Origin of the sequence: Fibrobacter sp., from assembly GCF_017545445.1 — a bacterium.
Classification (GTDB): Bacteria; Fibrobacterota; Fibrobacteria; order Fibrobacterales; family Fibrobacteraceae; genus Fibrobacter.
The window spans coordinates 1-20,872 of the sequence record NZ_JAFWOM010000163.1 but is presented as its reverse complement, the minus strand read 5'-3'; the positions used below and the strand labels follow the sequence as shown (position 1 = coordinate 20,872).

The 20,872-nt window shown below is 45.9% G+C and carries 1 protein-coding gene; it reads left to right on the top strand.

The features are described from left to right. Positions 1-143: 143 nt before the first annotated feature. Positions 144-20,872, top strand: a 20,729-nt coding sequence (locus IKG78_RS18655) for a hypothetical protein (protein WP_290946326.1), incomplete at its 3' end; no start/stop codon positions are given.

The window sequence follows — 20,872 nt, the reverse complement described above, 5'->3', positions numbered from 1 at the left end:
TTTTTATCATGTTTTTTTCAGCGAACCACTTATCTCAATCCGCCATTCCTACTCCTATTTGCTCCTTTTTTGGAAATCTTTCTGTAATCTTCTTGTAAGAAGACTATATTTACATTAGAATATATTCTGAAAAAAGGGTTGTTATGGCTAAAAATCCGGTTTTCTACGTCTTGACGGCACTCCTTCTGCTGTGTGCTTCGTTGGTTGCTCCTTCTGCCCATGCCGCTGACCCGGCAATAACGTTCTACGGTACGAATTGCCTTGGGGCTGGTTGGTACTTCCATTTGGTATGTGACGATTCGAAGAACGAATGCAAGTTGTCGCAACGTTACACGGAGGATCCTCCTTCAGCCGAAGATATTACATGCTGGGAAGGTGTAGTTCAAAATCTTGAAACTACTAATAATAAGTCTAGCAAAATCATTTTGGATGGCGACCTCGATTTTGGAGGCTATGACCCCACGAGTCCCACGAACAATGGGTGTAATTTACAGTTGACAGCTATAATCGGTGGTTCGCATGCCGGTTTCGATGGACAAAACCATACTATTCATGGATTGTGCTACAGATCGAATACTGATGACAGTTATTTTGCTTTATTTGAAAAACTTGAAGGCGGAACCTTCCAGAACGTTGTTTTTGACGGTGTTTATATAGAAGCTCAGTTCGGGGCGGTGCTGGGATATGAACTTGTTGATGCTTCGGTTTCTAATGTGACTATTAAGGATGCTCGCTTGAATGGCGAACGAATGGGTGGTCTGGTGTATAGGACCACTGTGTCTTCTGATAATAGCATTGCCATAGAAAACATAACCTTGGAAAATGTTCAATACGAATCGAAAGATATTGGAACAGCATTTAATTATAACGAGTCTGGCTGTTTTGGCGGCATTTCCTGTTCTGTTACAGGCGGAAACGTTTCAATTTCTGGGGTGAACGCAACTAGTTTGTCGATAAGAAATTCGATTGCACCTCAAATGCCTGAAGATGTGACTTTGGGTGGCATTGCCGGTTACTTTTCTTCGAATAAAACGAGCGTTTCAAATTCCACGATTGATGGAAGTATTGTTTCTACGTCTGGTTGCGTGGGTGGTATCGTCGGTTATGCTTATGCTACGGATTTGATGATTAATACTATTGGGTCGAGTATCGATCTTTCTGGCGAAAAAGTTGGTGGCATGCTTGGTCTTGTTGATGGTTTTGGCGATAAACATATCATAGTCAAGAATACTTATTCGTTAGGTAAGATTGAAGGAAATGGGGGCTATATTGTTGGCGAGTTTTCTTCTTCTGGGCTGCAATTGTCTGCAAAGGATTCCCTTTACAACAACTTCCACTACAACACTGAGGATGCAGTTTCTCTTGGTGTCGGCAATTACCCGAGTTCCTATGGTAATTCTTGGGCTCAAGGTTCTCTTTACGATAATAATAATGGAACAAACGATGTCGAAAATCAGGGGAACATTTTTGGCAACGTTCGCAATGAAGTGTCCGGACTTTCTGCAAATGAATCGTTTGGTTACCATTTCAATGTTTTGAATGATCTTCAAAAAAATCAGGTCGCGTCATATATGGATTTCTTTGAAGGGTCTAGAGCATGGGGTTCTGATGCGAAATGGCCTCTAGTCCGTGTTGCAAATGGCGTTGCCAAAGAATCTGCTATGAAGTCGGCTTTATTTGCTGCCCTTATGAATTACAATCTGGAATCTAAAGGGCAACCTGCGGTATGGGTTTCTAAAAGCGGAGTCAACGATGGTCTCCCGGCATTTGCCGAAAGCTCCGACAAGCCGAACCATTTGGTGCTTCTGGAAACAACATATTTGAATTTGACATCTACTCAAAGTGAATCTTTGACGAATAAACCCGTATCCATACGCGATTCTTCAAATTCTGGAGATGGCACTTATATCCCTTATGCTCCAATAGCCGTAAAGACGGGCTTGGTCTCTTATACCGACGAAAACGGCGAAATGACCAGTGATTTAAAAACGGACTTGGGAAAGATTATTGATTACGTTAATGGCAATTCGGGTGCGACTGTATCGATTGTGGATGGCGACGGTAATCCAGTCACTTCGTTCGATGGTTCTTTTTCTGATGTTCAATCCTGGACCATTTCTGTACCCAAAGACTACTTCTGCTTTAAAGAAAATGGAAGTTTGGAATTCCGCCAAGTTAAAGACGTGGACGCTCCACCTGCAGGTGAAGATTGCTTCGAATATTGGTACGATGACAATGCGGACCATTCAAACGGAGCAACTCCTGATGCTTATTCTTATGCACAAGCTTGGTTGAACTCGAATGCAGGTACAATCGTTCTGACATCGGATTCCATTAGCTTTGCTGGAAAGCAAGTTCTCGTTGACAATGACGGCAATCCTACAGATACAGTTTGCGTTGACGCTCCGAATGCGTTCAAGGGCAAGTATCTGACTCTGAGTAGTGGTGACTTGATTCAAAGCGAAACAGGCAAGCTCGATACGATTAAAGGGCTTTGCTATAAGTCTGATGTGACAGAATCGATTGGTTTTGTCTATATAACCGGGGGTGTTGGAATTGACAATGTCGCGTTCTCGGATGTTTATTTTAAGCTGGGTACCGATAGCTATAAGAAGAATGCTGGCGTTCTTATGCTTGAGAGAGGTGTTTCTTTGGGATCTCAGCATATCACAGTTGTAAATTCGGAATTTAGAGCTTATTATGTAGGTGCAATTGCTGGCGATATTGAAGATTGTGATTCAATAGCAAATAAAACCGTAAGCAACGTCAAGGTTGATGGCGTAGATGCGGGGGGTGTTGTTGGTGGAATGTCTTATACATCGTATTATAATAAAACATCGCCAACATTAGTCTCAGATATAAGCGTGAGTGAGGTTTCTTTAAATGGTAGTTATTCTGCGGGGGGGGTAATTAGTTACTTCGGTGGCTCTACAGGACTTGAAATCCAATCTGTTTCTGTAGATGGGAATATAATTGGTTATGATAATGCTGGAGGACTTGTAAGTGTTATATCGTTAGATGTCGGGGCTCCTCTTTCTATCCAAAATGTCAAAGTCCTTGGTCATGTTTCTGTGACTAAAGATGATGTGAGTAATATGCCCTCTTTGGGCGGTCTTGTTGGTGTTGCATTTTTTGATGAAAACACATCAGTATCAAATCTTACCATAAAAAATACATTCTCAAAGGGCAGATTCTCATATACAAGTTATTCTTATGTCGGTTATTTAATTGGTGCTATAGTTGCTGGCCCCTACTATTTCGATAGTGCTCCTGAAGATAAAAAACGCATGATTTCGTTTGATGTCACGGATAACTTCCATTATATAACGGAAGGTTCTTCTGGAGACGTTGGAATCGGAAGATTTGATGCTTGGAAAAATCCTTCTACAGTTGGGGGCGTTACAGGCACGATTACGCGCAACTTCTGTAGTTCTGACCAGAACCTTTCTATCTATAGCCCTGATGGTGATTTGCGTTATCATTCTTCGTTGCCTATAATTGCTGATGATTGGAGCGAATATGCTAACGGTATGATTTCTGAAGAGCAAATGAAGAGTGCTCGATTGGCGGCCGTCTTGAATCTTGGTGCTGCAAACGAGAGCGAAAAAATTTGGACAGTAAAGAGCTTTGCTGGAGTACCTGTAAACGAAGGTTTCCCTGTAATTAGGGAAATCGGTGACTCTCCGTCTTATCCGGTACAATTTAAAATGGCTGATTTTGATGAAAAGGCCAACGAGACGCAAATTGCGGCTTTGAACAATGCTGGTATTGACTATCCGTCTGTGTATGTAGATCCGGCACACAAAGAATTGTACCTCTTTACGGACAATGAAGGTTACATCTCTTTGAATGAAGCTGTCTTTGTCAATAGCCTTGTAGATGGCACAACGAGTTCTTGGTACGATGAAAACGATCAAGTAGTTACTTTTGACACCGATACTCCGGAACAGTATTTTAACGGCAATACCGTTTATACATACAAATCGACGACTGAAACAAAGTATTTCTGCTTCGAAGAGGACGGAAGCAATTTGAATTTCAGCCAAGAAGAATCTGCTTCAAATCCTTCTGGTACAGACAAAAAATGCTTTGGGTATTGGTACAAAGACAATGCTGACCATTCAAACGGAACTCCTGATGCATACGCCTATGCTCAAAACTGGCTAGACAATAACGAGGGTTCGATTGTTCTGACTTCGGAAAAGATAGAGTTTGCTGGAAGTATTGATGAAAACGGAACTACAGTTTGCGTGGATGCCCCCGATGCGTTCAAGGGACATTATCTGAGATTAGGTGCAAATGACGCAATTACAAGCGAGGCTGGCAAGATAGATACCATAGCCGGGCTTTGCTATACGTCTGATGCTTATGGCGATGATGCAAAATTTGCTCTAATCAGTGATGTTTCGGCTAATGTGACAAAACTTGCATTTAAGGATGTTTTCTTTAATGTATCAGGTAGTCGCGGTGAGGTGGGGCTTATAGAATTTTACGAAAGCCCGAGTCTTGTGAGCGATATTTCTGTGTTGAATTCGACTTTTAAATCAAAGTACTATGCGGGTGCTATATCTGCAAGGATGAGTGAAATTGAATTTATAAAAGATATAACGATGAAAAATGTAAATGTGATTGTTAATTATAAACAAATTAACAGTGATGTTGCTGGCGGTATCGCAGCCGTTGTTACTGCAACGAATGGTCTCTCTGTTTCGAACGTGTCGTTAAGTGGCGTTTATGTAGAATGTGATTGTTGGAGTGGTACTGGTGGCGTTTTTGGCAGAATCAATAATGCCAATAAAGAAATCTCTTTGAAAAATGTTTCTGTCAGTGGTACCGTTAAGGGTTTACAACCGGCTGGCCTTGTTGGGTACTTGAATACAACGAAGACTCCTTCTTCAGAGCTATATGCAAATGCTGCATATACGATTGAAAATTCGAACTTTGTAGGAACGGTCGAGGGGGATATCATTAGTTTGGCGTCTGGTGGTCTCGTGGGCACTATCCATGTCGCAACTTCCGGCGAGACGAAGCTCAAAATAAAAGATAACTATGTGGTGGGCGATATTCCTTTGGGTGGAAATGCCGGATATTTGGTATCGTCCATCGACTTCGAAGACAATCTTGATATAAGCAATATCAACTTTGATGTGACGGACAACTATTTTTATGGGGAAAACACCACTGTGGCCGCCAAGGGCATCGGAGCAGTTGGAACAGATGAGTATAATAATTTGGTTGACGATTGGATTGATTGGAAGGCTTCTTCTCAAGCTCAAATTACCGGCGTCATTGCACGCAACTTCCGCAATTCGGTGGGCACGCTCGTTGCCGATGGCGATTTGCAATATGCACCTAAGCCCATCAAGAACGGCGATGAATCGTATGACAACGGTATCCTTGATGTCGATGATATGAAAACGGCACGTTTTGCCGCAGTTTTGAATATGGACGGCGGCGAATGGACTATAAAGAACGATCTTATAAGCACGTTAAACGAAGGCTTGCCGATATTTGCGGACAACAGCCTTTCGCCGATTTACCCGGTTAGCTTTAACCTCGGTGACTTCAATGCCAAAGCCAGTGACGAAAAGAAGAGCGTGCTGCAAAATGCAAGCGACACTTATCCGATGGAATATATCAACGATTATCAAAATGGAATCGTGCTCTTTACGGATAACGAGGGCTTGCTTGCTTCGACGGACGTCGATTTTGTCAATAGCCTTCTGGACGAAAATTCTATATGGAAAAAAACGTCGGGAACGCCTAGTTTGTCAGCGACCACGCAGTATCGCAATGGCAAAGCCGTTTACACATACTCATCGTCGCCTTTGACGCAATACTTCTGCTTTAAAGAATATGATACTGATAATACGCATTTGTATTTCAGTCAGGTCGAACGCGATGAACCGTTAGCTAGCGACGGAACATGCTTTATCAACTGGTTCAATGGCAGTGGCAACGATGCTTCTACATTCGCTCAAAATTGGTTGGATGGCAATAATTCCGGTTCTGAGAAAAGAGCGATATACCTTACTACAAATGTCAATTTTGCAGGAAACGAACCCGACAATAGTGGAAATACCGTTTGTGTGAATGCTCCTAATGCGTTCAATGGTAAATTCCTAGAACTTGGAAATGGCGATTCTTTCGTGAGCCAACCGTCTGAACGGCATGTTACTTATAATGTAGCCGGTCTTTGCTATACGTCCGATGCTGACGACGCCGAAGTCGGTTTTGTCAAAGTGAACAGTGAAAAGGCTAGCTTTGGATCTGTCAATTTCTCGGATGTTTTCTTCAAGTTGACGGGTTCCGGAGATACTAAGGCTGGTACTGCTTTGTACGGCGCTAAAGTATCTTCTTTAAGCTCGATAACTATTTCAAATTCTGTATTTGAGGCCAAATATGCAGGTGCTATTACAGGCTATGTGCAGATTGCTGCCGATCCGGACCTTCTCTCTACAATAAACTATCATGCTCATGTTGAAAAAATCAATTTAAGCGGAGTTACGGTGAATGGTTATTACGCTGGTGCCGCTATTGGTTATGCGACTGCGGATTACGTTGATGTTTCTGATTTAATGGATTATAATACGGTTGTCGTAAATTCAACTCATTACGGCGGCGGTTTCTTCGGTTATTTGACTAACGTCACTGAGATCAATTTCAAGAAATGCACTACGACAGGTTCCGTTGATGGTAAATATGTCGGTGGCCTTGTAGGCTATCTTGGGGTTTATCGTGGGGGGGAAGTGACTATCGAGAAAACGAAAGTTTCTGCCGATATCACTACTTTGTGCGATGGCAATGGAACGTATTGTTCTGCGGGTTCCCTTGTGGGTAATTTTGATTGGATTGCAAATGGTTCTGATGAAATTTATTTACATATCAATCATAACTACTCGGTCGGCAATATCAAGAAAACAGGCGCGGGTGGGGAATCGGCTTACATTGGCTACTTATTAGGTTACCTTGTGAAAGGTAGAACTAATATTCAGTATAACATAACCGACAACTACCATTATGGCACAGATGATGAATTGGCAAAGTTTGGTATTGGCTCATACACAACAGAAAGTAGTGTATGGAATAATCCTGCAATGAACTCTTCACGTTCAGGCTTTATCGCACGAAACTTCCGCAATGCAATTGATGGTAGCCTTGCTGCTGATGGCGATTTGTACTATGATGCAAAGCCGGTCCATCATTATGATGCGGCTACGAATACAACAGAATCGTATTACAACGGTATCATTCCTGTAAAACAGATGAAGAACCGTCGTTTTGCGGCTGTGCTGAATACGGATGAGGCTAACTGGAGCGTATCTCCTGGTTATTACAATGATATGCCTGTATTTGCGACGAGCTCCATGAAACCGATTTATCCGGTATCTTTCGATTTGGATGCGTTCTATGCCAAAGCCGCTGACGCTAACAAGAAAATCTTGAAGGATTCTGTCGCAGCGGGATTGCGCCAGTTTGACGCAATCGATGCAGAGCACAAGGGAATCGTTCTTTATACGGACAACACGGGGGCTATTGAAACTGCGGATGCAGAATTTGTCTTGAGCCTTTTGGCTACGGACGATTCTTGGTCGAATAGTACCAGCGAATTCAGTTCTTCTGCGACTTATACAAACGGAAATACTGTCTATGGTTATAAATCTCCTACAGTGCCGATAGAAAAGCAGTTCTGCGTTACAGAAAATGGCGATAAATTAGGCTTTGGGCAATATGATAATTCCGAATTGCCCACGGATGCCACTTGCTATAAATATTGGTTCAATGAGAATGCTTCTGTAGGGAGTACTTATAAAGATGCTTATTCTCACATAACGGATTGGCTTAGCAATAATCCAAGCGGTGTGCTTAATGTGAATACGGATATCCGTTTTGCGGGATGGACCTTCAACGAAGCGACGAACGAAGTTGTTTGTAACGACGGTAATTATACCGACGGTAACGATGCCTTTAAGGGCAAGATGATTTCTTTGGGCGAAGAACAGACTATTAATGCTGGTGGTTCTGGTCTTGCCAATATGACAGGCTACAAAGTCATTACCGGACTTTGCTATGTCGGCGGCTCCAGAGAAAATCAAGTCGGTTTTATCAGAAATATGAATGGTACTTTGAGGCAACTCGCCTTTGATAGTGCCTATTTCAAATCGGATGTTGAAAATTCTGTCGTTGGCATTATTGTGTCGGGTTCCGGAACCATAAATTCCGTTAATTTATCAAATTTCATTAATCCTCAAAATCCAATCAACATGGGACCGGGGGCTTCTATCAAGGTGACCAATTCCGAATTCCGTGGTGCTATTGTGGGTGCTGTATTCGGAAGAGGTGGCTTGATTCTGAAAGATGCCATTGTGGAGAATGTCAAGGTCTATGGCCAAAAATACGCCGGTGGACTTGTTGGGTATTCTGAAAATGCATTGGATATAGAGTTTGCCGCAGTTCATGCCGATGTCCGAGTTTCTGGAAGCAGTGCTTATGCAGGCGGTCTCGTCGGTTATTTAAATAATGCCGACACGGATAATCCGACGACGATTGTTATTAACGCAAACTACACTATCGGCGATGTAACGGGAATCACGTCTTCGACTCTTGGTTACTTGGTGGGTGGCGTGAACGATGTTGCTGGTTTTGACTTGAACCTAAAGTCCAACTATCATTATGGCACGAATGATGAAGGGGCTGAACAGGGAATCGGTTCTCTTACAGCAGTTCAGTGGAATAATAATGTTGGTATATCTCACAATATTCGCAATGCGGTGGGGAGCCTTGTGGCAGGTACGTTGTACTATGCAACAGACAAACCTGTATTATCGACCACTACATTCTATAGGAATGGTATAATCTCTAACGAGCAGATGAAGAGTCGGTTCATGGCTGCCGTATTGAATTTGAATGGTAAAAATTGGACGGAGAAAGAGAGTGTAAATGACGGTTTGCCGAGATTTGCAGCCGGAGTCAACAAGGCTATTCTTCCGGTGATTTTTGATGTCGAGTCTTACGAAAATTTAGCCGATGATGCTCATAAGGGGATATTGCAAGACTCTGTTGCTGCAGGTTATCGTCAGTATGAAACTTATGGAAGTGGTAATAATGTCCTCAAAGTTTTAATTCTTTATACGGATGCTAATGGAAATCTCATTTCGGACGATGTCGCGTTTGTCAATAGCCTTTTGGGTGAAGATAACTATTGGTATAGTTCTAAAAACAACAAACGCGAGTTTGTGAACACTTCGACTGTATATTCTGACGGAAGCGAAATATACCTATACCGTGAAGGTGTCAGGATTTACATTGTCAATCATTTCTGTGATGATGACGGCAATGGCCGTTGTGAACCCGGTACAGAAAAACTTGTAGAGGACTTGCTAGCTGATCCTCAGAACGGGAGTAGGTATGCTTATGGGCTTGCTCCTGTAGATAAATTTGTATCACCGATTACGACGTCTTTAGTTCCGCCTTTGATGCAAACTGACGAATTTGGTAATTCTGGTTATATCTTGCCGAGTTTCTATGAAATCAATGCTAAGGACCAGAGTGGTGCTCCTGAAACGGGTGCTTTGAATATAACCAGTTTCGAAAATATGCCGGATGATATCATATCTCTGGATTATTCGAATAGTTATAACGATACAATTCATCTGTATTATGTGTCTGATTTGGCTTTTAGTGCGAATGAAATCAAGGTTTCCAATGGCGGTAACAATGTCTCGTTAGCGGTGTCTAGTTTCGGTCGTGGTGCTGATGGTTCATGGAGCGAACCTTTGCTTAAAGACACGATATATCCAGAATCGCTCAATAATATGTGGATGCCGGTGCCTTTGGCTTTGACTGTTGAACCTCTTGATTTTGGCTACACGTTTAATTCATGGGCCTTTGAATTCGGGTATTCTGCACGTCAAGGTACTAGAGTTACTAGAGTCATGGACCATTATGTTGTGAGTCCGGCGACGTTTGCTGCGGATTACACAAGCAGAGCTTGGAAACTTTTGGGTCTTTCTGTAAATGATACTATTTATTTGGACTCCATTTACGTGGGGATGCAGAGCCTTGCTGGAAGTGGAATTACATGGGATGATTTCTATATAAACATCAATCCATCAGCGACGGCTAACAATTACAATGTGACGTTTGATTTGGATAGCAAGGTCCATAAAGATTCTTTGGTCGTCTTCGGCAATAGCTGGGATTTTGGCAATAGTGGTGACTTTGCCAAGGAAATGAGCTTGGATGCCGAAAAACGCAATTTCCCGAAAGCGTATATCTATTCTGCTTCTACAGGAAAATTCTATCCGCTAGCTTGGAGCCACAAGACTCAAGACCAGTTTGATTTCGAACAAGAAAAAATTTATAACGTTGCATTTACGGAGCTGACGTCGCCGTTGTTGGAAAATGCTGCTAATGGCGATGTCTCCGTTACAGATGTGACGATTTATCCGATCAATGCGGTTGGACGTACCGAAGTGGCGTATGGTCGTTCGCAGTCTTATCCATGGATTGACGAGTTTGATGCATCTCCGATTTACGTCGTGGCCGTCGATGACGATGGCAATGAAGTGACGAATGCCGATGCTTACCATGGTCATATCGTTCTTTCTCAGACGCGTGGAAATGTGACGCTCCAACAAGAATCTCGCTTCAATTCGAGTTCGGATCTCTACCATAGCCTTTACGTGCCTGCATCCGCAAGCGACGATACGTTGACGTTTAACGTTTCGGCAAAGGCGGAACCGGGATATGCGATGGTATTGAAGGGGTATGAACATAATTGGGATACTGCACCTGCCGATGAAGATTGGGGCTTGAATGTCGCTACGGATACAGTGTTGAAGTATTCTACAGCGAACATGGGACCGTCTAAGTTCACAGTCCAATTCATACCGCATATTTATAATTTGGAATTCGTCATTCCAAGCGATTTGCTGGATAAAGACATCTTTGTTGCGAATAAGCTTGTTGCAACCAACAAATACGAAACGGATTGGTTCAGCACTCAAGACGATGTGACTGCAAGTACCGTGAAGGCTCCGCAACTCTATGATTCTTATGGCTGCCGAATCTATTGGAAGCCCGATGGTGCTCTGCACAACGCTCTTGATATCAAGGAAGAATTGCAGTACTTGACTCCGTCGGCAAATGGTAATTTTGTCAACAACGAGCTTGTTCCTGATTACGATAACCCGGATTGTGCTTTAGCTCAGTATCACCGTATTAAAGTGGATATTGATACCACTAAGGGTCATTTGTACCTTGTTCAAAAGCTGGCCATTCCATCGCAAACGCCAAGCCTTTACGATTCTATTGAGATTACGCATAAGTTAGATTATGAAAATGGGGTTCCGTACATTAATGTTCCCAAGGTATTCAATAGTGATGGCAATGACATAGGGACAAAGCTTCAAGTTCAGATTGTCGCTAAAGATGGATACTTCTTTGAATCTGTTTGTGCAGACAAGTATGATGGATCATTCTGTGAAGCTTTCCACAATGGCGACAAGCTTGATATTTGGGATGATAATAGAGATGACGGTTCTTGGCACGTCCGCTTTACGGAACTGAATCCGACCTATGTGACTTATGATTTGTCCTTGACGAGAGCCGAGGATTCTACAAAAGTGTATCTGCCTACAGGTGCTGCCCCGACGGGTACGCTCAAGATAGATATGGACAAGGATTCTCTCGTACTTTGGAAACCATTCCGCACGGATATGTGCTTTATGGGCTGGTCTGAAGAAGATGCCACTTCGTTTGATGCTGATGAGGATTCTCTCTACAAGGTGTTCAGTGTAAATAATTACCATGTATTTAGCAAGGATGACGAACATCCGACGAAATTGCATGCCATCTGGGATGCTTGCACGAGCGTTCCGACGACATCGGTGGTGTTGAAAAACGGCAACAGCCATGCTACGCTTGCACTGTACCAGTTGTTCGGCAACGATACGTTACGCCATGTAATTCCTTCTGTTACTGCTGCAAGTGGTATCGTACTTGAATCTTCGTCATACACCGATGCTAGCGGTGCAGTCCGTACGGGCTACGACTTCTATCTGGACGAAGTAAATACGAAACCGGAGTTCGGCTATACCCTTGAAAACTACACGCTGTCGTATTCCTATGAACCTGTGGATGGTTCCGCATCTGTTGGGCCTGTCGCAGTCGATAAGAATGCGGATGAATCTTGGCATGTCGAAGAAATTGCCGGTGAAACGGTTGCCTATACCTTCGATGCGGCGACTTCGCTGAACAAGTTCGATCTTGTATTCCACGTGAATATGGATAGCTTGGTTTATGTGGTGAAGGGTGAAAATCTCGATAATCTTCATAAGTCCATAGAGAATGTGACTGTTGATGCAAATATCGAATTCCCGACCGTCGATCGCGTGGGAGCCTGCTTCAATGGCTGGAATATCGCCCCGGATCCGGATTCTACGAATGGATATGTCAATTTGGACTTCCTCCAATTTTACGTGCTGCAGCATATTCCTCTTGCTGATGTCACGGTCAATACGGTCGATGGAAATGGCGATCCTATCCAGAAGATTGTTTATAACTTGTATCCGGTGTGGTCTGCCGTGGGTACAGGAAACTGCTCCGAAAATACATACACAGTTTCTACCAATGTACCTGTGTCGCAGGGCCAGTTCGTGATATACCAGGTGGTCGATGGCGATTCGGTTAAACGTGTCGTCAATAAAGAAACTCCTGTTGAATTGCTCAAGAATTACAATATCCATTACCGTGTGAAATTTGAACCTGCATTCGGTTACACGCTTGCAGCCAATGCTAGGGATACCGTGCATTATGGTGTCGGAAACAACGCTATTGCTCGCCATATTGCAAATGATTCTATTTACCACTTTAATGATTCTACTGGAGCTTCGGTCGCATCGCTCGCTGTAAGTGGCTTGAGTGCGAATGCTTACGATTTCGCTTTCGACGCGAATGCTTCTGGCAATGTGTTCTATGGCGATTCTTGGCAGCTCTACATCGACCAAAATGCTTCCGAAAATAACGGAGTCATCACGCTCCGCATTCCGTACAGCGATGCACTCCCGCAAGCACTTTACCGTGCAGGCAATTGCCTCGAAGGTTACACCCTTGATAAGGATGACGATACTGACGGGCTTTACAACGCTGTGACGCAGACTCTTGTCGATAAGATTGCCGCTCGTAACATTACGGGGGCTGCGACCCTTTACGCCAAGTGGAACACGGGGGCTTGCGCTAACCAAACTGTATATACCATTACGTCAAGTGATGCAGACAAGGGATTGCTCAAGCTTTCTCGCAAGTTTGACCTGAATGGTACAGATTCGACAACGGCTCGCGTCTATAGCGTTCCGGCTGCAGGACTTCAAGTGCCTTCCAATGGCGATGTCTCGTTCACGGGAATGAGCTTTGATGTTGCTACGGGCGAAACTCTTGTTTGGGATGAAGCTTCTGCGTTCAGCTCCAAGACAGATGCTGTCACATCTACATGGAATGATATTACAGGTCTCTTCACGGTAACTGGAGATGTTTCTGTGAAGGCTCCGCTTTTGACGAACACCTACACGTTTGTCTATAATGCAAATGCAGATGGTGAAAATACGTTCTATGTCGGCAACTTCACCAAGGAAAAAGAATACGTCCTTGACGATGTGACGCAATCGGTCCCGCTCTACAGCGGTGATGACTTGACACGTACGGATAAGTGCTTCGAATTCTGGTCTTTCGATAAGGATGCAACCTCCGGATTCACCTCGTTCGATGCCGATCTCCTCCGCTTGATCCAGCAGAGAGAAGAAAACTCGCTTCAGGTGGATACGCTGTATGCTATTTGGGATGATAATAGTTGTTCGCTCCCGAGCACGTTCAAGGTTGTCTCTGGCATGGGTGAAAAGGGGAGCTTCAAGCTTTATCAGGTGAACGGATCTAGCGCCGATGACACACTCTGGTACGATGTCGGCACCGCTACTAGCGATATTCCGGCTGTGGCTGGAATCAAGCTCGGCGTGAAGTTCATCGCATCTTCTCCGGCTTACTCGTTCGGTGATGAAATTGTCGGTGTCAATGCGGACGACGAATCGAATGTTCTCTTTACGCTTGATAACGGCACGGCTACGGCAGTTCATGGCGAACTGTTCTCGGTCGCAGCTAACCAGAAGAACGTGAAACTCAGCGTGGTGAATACTGCAAATATGCTCCACTTCGCGTTTAACGAAAATTCCGAGGGACTGGCTTCGTTGCCTTACTTCGGCGATGACTGGGAAGGCTTGATCAATTCTGCTTCGTTCAAGGTTGACGCTAATGACGGCAACTGGATTGTTTCGAAGAAATACGATGTCAGCATGACGAGTGCTCAGAAGAAGTTCCCGATGGCCTTGTATAGCGATGACGCATGTTTGTCGGGTTACGCGTTCTCTGCAACGGGTACGACTGCATATACAGAACTTGAAGACGCTGTCGTTACCGAATACTATCGTGGCTCTTACTCTAGTGCAAATCCGATGGTCTTGTACGCTGTCTGGGATACTTATTGCGTGGTCAGCGGAACGAACGTCAATTTCGCCGGTACGGACAAGGGCCAGTATAGGTTTGCAAGAAAGTTTGCTCTCGGTGCCGCAAGTACCGATTCTACTCCGGAACGTGTTTATACCTTTGCGGCTGCAAATGTCTCGCTTCCGTCTGTCAATGGCGACATCTCGTTCACGGATTGGAGCTTCATTACCCAGTCGGGTGCCGGTGTCATTGTGGATACGGATTCTGCAATTGCTTACCGCAAGGATGCAATTTCCGATTGGACTGTGGCTGCACAGGGGAGTCTGTTCAACGTGACGGACGATGTCAAGTACGTCAATGTGCCGCTCCTCAAGAACAGTTATACGTTCACGTATGACAAAAACTGGACTGAAGCTCGCGATGTGTTCTTCAGCGCTTCCAAGTTGAATGATGCGACTTACACAATAGACGATGTGTCGGAATCTGTCGCGTTGCAGCCTACTACAGTCATGGGCCGCACAGATGCCTGCTTGACGGGCTGGGCTTTGGATGCTGCTGGTAGCATGGTTATTGATGCATTCGACGCCGCTGCACTCCGCAAGCTCGACTCGCTCGATGCTGAAGGCGAAGATATCAGCACGCTGTATGCCGTTTGGGCGGATGCCGGTACGGACTGCACACCTGCTGTATTCAATGTCACTACGGAAACGTTGTCTGAACAAGGCCAGTTCGAGGTCTATCAAGTTGTCGGAACGGGTTCCAATGATACGCTCTGGTACAATGTTGCTCCGGGTGAAAACGGCGGAATTGTTATCCCGGCTGTTGAAGACTTGCCTCTCGGAATCAAGTTTACCACGGCTTCTCCGGCTTACACGTTCGATGGAAATGTAGCTATAACCGAGACGGGGGTCGCTCCGAGAACTTTGACCAACGGCGATACGATTTATGTCGCCGCAGCCCAGAAAAACATCTCGCTCAGCGTAGATGCTAATGCCGTGAGCTACAAGCTTGCGTTCTATGAAAACGCAGGAGGCTCTGATGAGAAGAAATCGTTCTTCGGTGATTCCTTCGAGAATTTCATGACCGCAACATCATTCTCTGGCGAAGATGATGACGGAAACTGGACTGTGACTGCGAACTACAGCGTGAACAGTCTGGACAAGAGTTTCCCGATGGCGATGTATCGCGACGGTTACTGCATGCAGGGCTTCACCTTTGTTGATGGCGACAATACTGATGGCCTTTATAGCGAATTCAATGATGAATTTATCGCTGCGTTTGCTCGCCTCAATAAGGATCCGGCTACAACTACGACACTGTACGCTTACTGGGCCGAATGCACGGATGGCGTGACTGTGAAACTTGTGGATACGGATAAGGGTTCGTACAAGTTTACGAGAACGTTCGATATCGGTAACTCGACCGTAGAACGCGTTTATGAAGCCTCTACTGATAACTTCAAGATTCCGTCTGTGAACAATGATGTGTCGTTTACGGATGTGGAATTTGTGATGGGCAATACTTCTGGATATATCCTTGATACTCAGAACAAGATTCAGGTCAAGGGTGATGATGCGACTGCAATTTGGACGGATTACACGGCTGGCGACAAGCTCACTGTGGATGGCGATGTCGATTCTATCAAGGCTCCGGTCTTGAAGAGTACATACAGGTTTGCTTACGACAGGAACTTTGCCGATGGCAAGGATGTGTTCTATAGCCCAGATATGAAGTTCAGTGAACTCTACACGATTGCTGACGATACGCAGTCAAAGAACCTGCAATCGTTCGAGGTCATGGCCCGTACAGACGCTTGCTTGATAGGTTGGGCTTTGGATGCTGATGGTAATAGGGAAGTCGGCTTGTTCGATATCGAAACACTCCGCACGCTCAATGCGCTTGAAGCTGAAGGCGAAGATATCAGCACGTTGTACGCCGTTTGGAAATCTGCAGAAGCAGGTGTCTGTGAACCGAAGACGTTCAAGGTCGTTTCTGGTATGGATGATGCAAAGGGGACCTTCCAGGCCTACCGCGTGCTTGATTCTGATACCACTTGGTACGATATCGGTGCTAACGGCCTTGAATTCCCGACGCTCGAAGGCATGGCTCTCGGATTCAAGTTTACGGGCGCTTCTACTTATAGCTTCGGTACGGAAATTACCGTTAGCGATGGTGTGGATACAAGAACGGTCACCAACGGCGATACTATCCTCGTTGCTGCGGCCCAGAATAACTTGACGCTTACCATGGACGGCAATGCTGTGAAGTTCTACTTCGCGTTTAACGAAAACACAAGTTCTATTGCTAACTCTAATGCAAACGCTCCGGTGAATGTATTCTTCGGCGATTCTTGGCAGGATCTCATGACTGCGGAATCGTTCAAGACGGATGCGACGACTGGTGATTGGATGGTGACAACGGATTACACTGTTGAAAGTGCCAACAAGAACTTCCCGATGGCCTTGTATCGCGATGACGGCAACTGCTTGCAGGGTTACGCCTTCTCCGATAACGGCTATGCAACATATACGGAATTGGATGATATTGTCATTGCAGAATACAACCGTTCTACGATTCCGCATGGTCGCTACAATCCGATGGTGCTGTATGCAATTTGGACTCCTTGCGCTCTTGCAGGAACGGTTGTTCATCTCGCTGATACAGACAAGGGTTCCTATACATTCTCTAGAACGTTCAGCTTGGGCAATACGACGACCCCGGCTCGTGAATACGTTGTGTCTTCTGCGGACTTCAGAGTCCCCTCAGATGATATCTCGTTTAACAGCGTGGCGTTTGATGTGACGGCTACCGACGTGATTCTTGATAATGCTGCTATTGCTGTCAAGGGTGTTGGCAGTGCGAATACTTGGACCGATTACACGGTTGGCGATATGCTTACGGCTGGCTCTAATCTCGGTTCCGTCAAGGCTCCTCTTTTGAAGAACTCCTACAAATTTGCCTACGACAAGAATTGGGATAACGCAAGCGAAGTGTTCTACAGTCCGTCCATGGTCGATGCTGCTACTTATACGATTAATGATGTCTCTGAATCGAAGAGCTTGCAGTCGTTCGAGGTCATGGCCCGTACCGATGCATGCTTGACGGGCTGGGCTTTGGATGCTGCTGGAAACAATGTCATCGATGCATTCGGTGTCGAAGCTCTCCGCACGCTTGCCTTTGCAACGAACGTCGATACTCTCTACGCAGTTTGGACGGCGAAGGGCACGGGTTGCACGCCGAAGACGTTTACGGTCAAATCTGCTATGCCGACCGCTCAGGGTAGCTTCAAGGCTTACCGCGTGCTCGGTACTGATACCACATGGTACGATGTCGGCGCGAACGGCCTTGAAATCCCGACGCTCGAGGGCATGGAACTTGGCGTGACGTTCACTGCTGCGTCTCCGGCTTACACGTTCGGCAATAATGTGTCGATCGATGTGGGTGGAACGGCTCCGCTTAGCATTGCGAACGGCAAGACTTTCGAAGTTGCTGCCGCTCAGAAGAATGCAAAACTCAGCGTAACTTCCGATGCTGTTGATTATACTGTTGCGTTCAACTCGAACGACAAGGGGGCCGCTTACTTCGGCGATTCTTGGAGTTCGCTCATTTCTGACGCTACGTTCTCGACAGACGCTGATGATAACTGGATTGTGACGGCAACTTACAGCATGAACAGCTCTGACAAGAGCTTCCCGACGGCGATGTACCGCGATGGTTACTGCTTGCAGGGTTACACGTTCACGGCAGATGACAAAACTGAAGGTTTGTTCTCTGAATTGGATGATGGATTCGTCGCCAAGTTTGCTGAACTCGGCTTGGCTTCTCCTGTAACATTGTACGCATACTGGGATGCTTGCTCTGCTACCGGCGCAACAGTTAAACTGACCGATGCCGACAAGGGTTCGTACAAGTTTACGAGAACATTTGATTTGGGTGATAGCAAGGTTGCAGAACGCACTTACACAATCGCGGCTGCGAACTATACGATTCCGTCCAATAACGACGTGTCGTTCAATAGTGTCGCGTTCGAAGTCAAGAGTGGCGTGAACTACATCCTCGATACCGAAGCGAAGTATGCTTACCGTAATGCTTCTACCTGGACTGAAATAGATGGCCTCTTCACGGTGGATTCCGATGTCGATTCTATCAAGGCCCCGATCTTGAAGAGCTCCTACAAGTTCATCTATGACAAGAACTATAATAACGGCAAGGCTGTGTTCTACAGTCCGTCTAAGGTCGATGCCGCAACTTACACGATTGCAGACATTTCTCAGTCGAAGTCTCTCCAGTCGCTCAAAGTCATGGCACGCACGGATGCTTGTTTGACGGGCTGGGCTTTGGATCCGGCTGGCAATGCGTTGATAGGCGAGTTTGATGGCGAAGCTCTCCGTGTGATTAATGCACTTGAAGCTGTGGGTGAAGATGTCAGCAAGTTGTACGCTGTCTGGACGGCGAAGGGTGCTGGTTGCACACCGAAGACGTTCTCTATCACATCCGATATGCCGACAGCTCAGGGTAGCTTCAAGGCTTATCGCGTGCTTGGTACTGATACCACGTGGTATGATATCGGTGCTAACGGCCTTGAAATTCCGACGGTTGAAAACATGAAACTCGGCGTGAAGTTCATCGCTGCGTCTCCGGCTTACACGTTCGACGCAGATGTCGTTGGTCGCGATGCGGACGGCTCTAGCCTCTTCGATGTGGCTAACGGCGGCATGTTCACCGTTGCAGCCGCCCAGAAGAATGTTTCGCTTAGTGTGAATGCTGCTGCGGTCGTCTATACCTTCGCATTCAATTCGAACGACAAGGGGGCCGCTTACTTCGGTGATTCTTGGAGTTCGCTCATTTCTGACGCAACGTTCTCGACAGACGCTGACGATAACTGGATTGTGAAGGCGAACTACAGCGTGAACCGTACGGACAAGAGCTTCCCGATGGCGATGTACCGCGATGGTCGTTGCTTGCAGGGTTATACGTTCACGGCAGACGACAAGACGGATGGTCTGTTCACGGAATTGAATGACGCTCTCATCGCGAAGTTCGAAGAACTCGGCAAGACTTCTCCTGCAACGCTCTACGCTTACTGGGGCACTTGCACAAGCTCCGGCGTGACCGTCAAGCTTGCCTATACCGACAAGGGTACGTACAAGTTTACGAGAACATTCGATTTGGGGGGTGGCAAGTCTGCGGAACGCACTTACGAAGTCGCAACCGCGAACTATACGATTCCATCCAATAACGATGTGTCGTTCAATAGCGTCGCGTTCGATGTCAATAGTGGCGTGAACTACATTCTCGATACCGAAGCGAAGTTTACTTACCGCAAGGCTTCTACTTGGACTGAAATCGATGGCGTCTTCGCTGTGGATTCTGAAGTCGATTCTATCAAGGCTCCGATCTTGAAGAACTCTTACAGGTTCGTCTATGACAAGAACTATAACAACAGCAAGGCCGTGTTCTATAGCCCCGACATGATATACAGTGCTACTTATGCACTTGAAAGCGTCTCGCAATCTCGCAGCTTGCAGACATTTGATGTCATGGCTCGTACGGATGCTTGCTTGACCGGTTGGGCTTTGGATCCGGCAGGCAATGCGATGATAGGCGAGTTTGATGGCGAAGCACTCCGTGTGATTAATGCACTTGAAGCTGTGGGTGAAGATGTCAGCAAGTTGTACGCCGTCTGGACCGCGAAGGGCTCAGGTTGCGCACCGAAGACGTTCTCAGTTACTTCTGGCATGCCAGCTTCACAGGGAAGCTTCGAACTTTATCGCGTATATGCTTCTGAAACCACTTGGTACGATGTCGGTTCGAACGGCGTTGAAATCCCGACGCTTGCAGGCATGATGCTCGGCGTGAAGTTCACCGCCGCCTCACCGGCATACACGTTCGGCCCGAACGTCACTGGTGAAGACGTTAGCGGCAACAGGCTCTTCAACGTCGTGAACGGCAAGACCTTCGAAGTAGCCGCTCTCCAGAAGAATGTGACGCTGAGCGTAACTTCTGATGTTGTGACCTACACGTTCGCCTTCAATGCTAATGCAGATGAGGCTAGTGTGTTCAGCGGAATTGGCTTTGCTTCGACGGGCAACTTTGTAATTGGCGACACGCTGCCGATGAACCTCTACCGTACTGATGCAAAGCTTGTTGGCTGGTCGTTTGAACCTCTTACAAACGCTGAGACAGGCAAGGTATTCACGAAGTTGAACGACGAATTTGTGAACGCGTTCGAAAGCCGCGCCAAGGCCGACACGTTGTACGCCGTATGGGCTGTCGAACAGGCCCGTAAGACCTACGAAATCAAGATTACGAACCTGGTGGAAGAAGGCTCGTTCGAGTTGAAGAACGCATCCGGCGTTTACACGGTCAAGCCGGG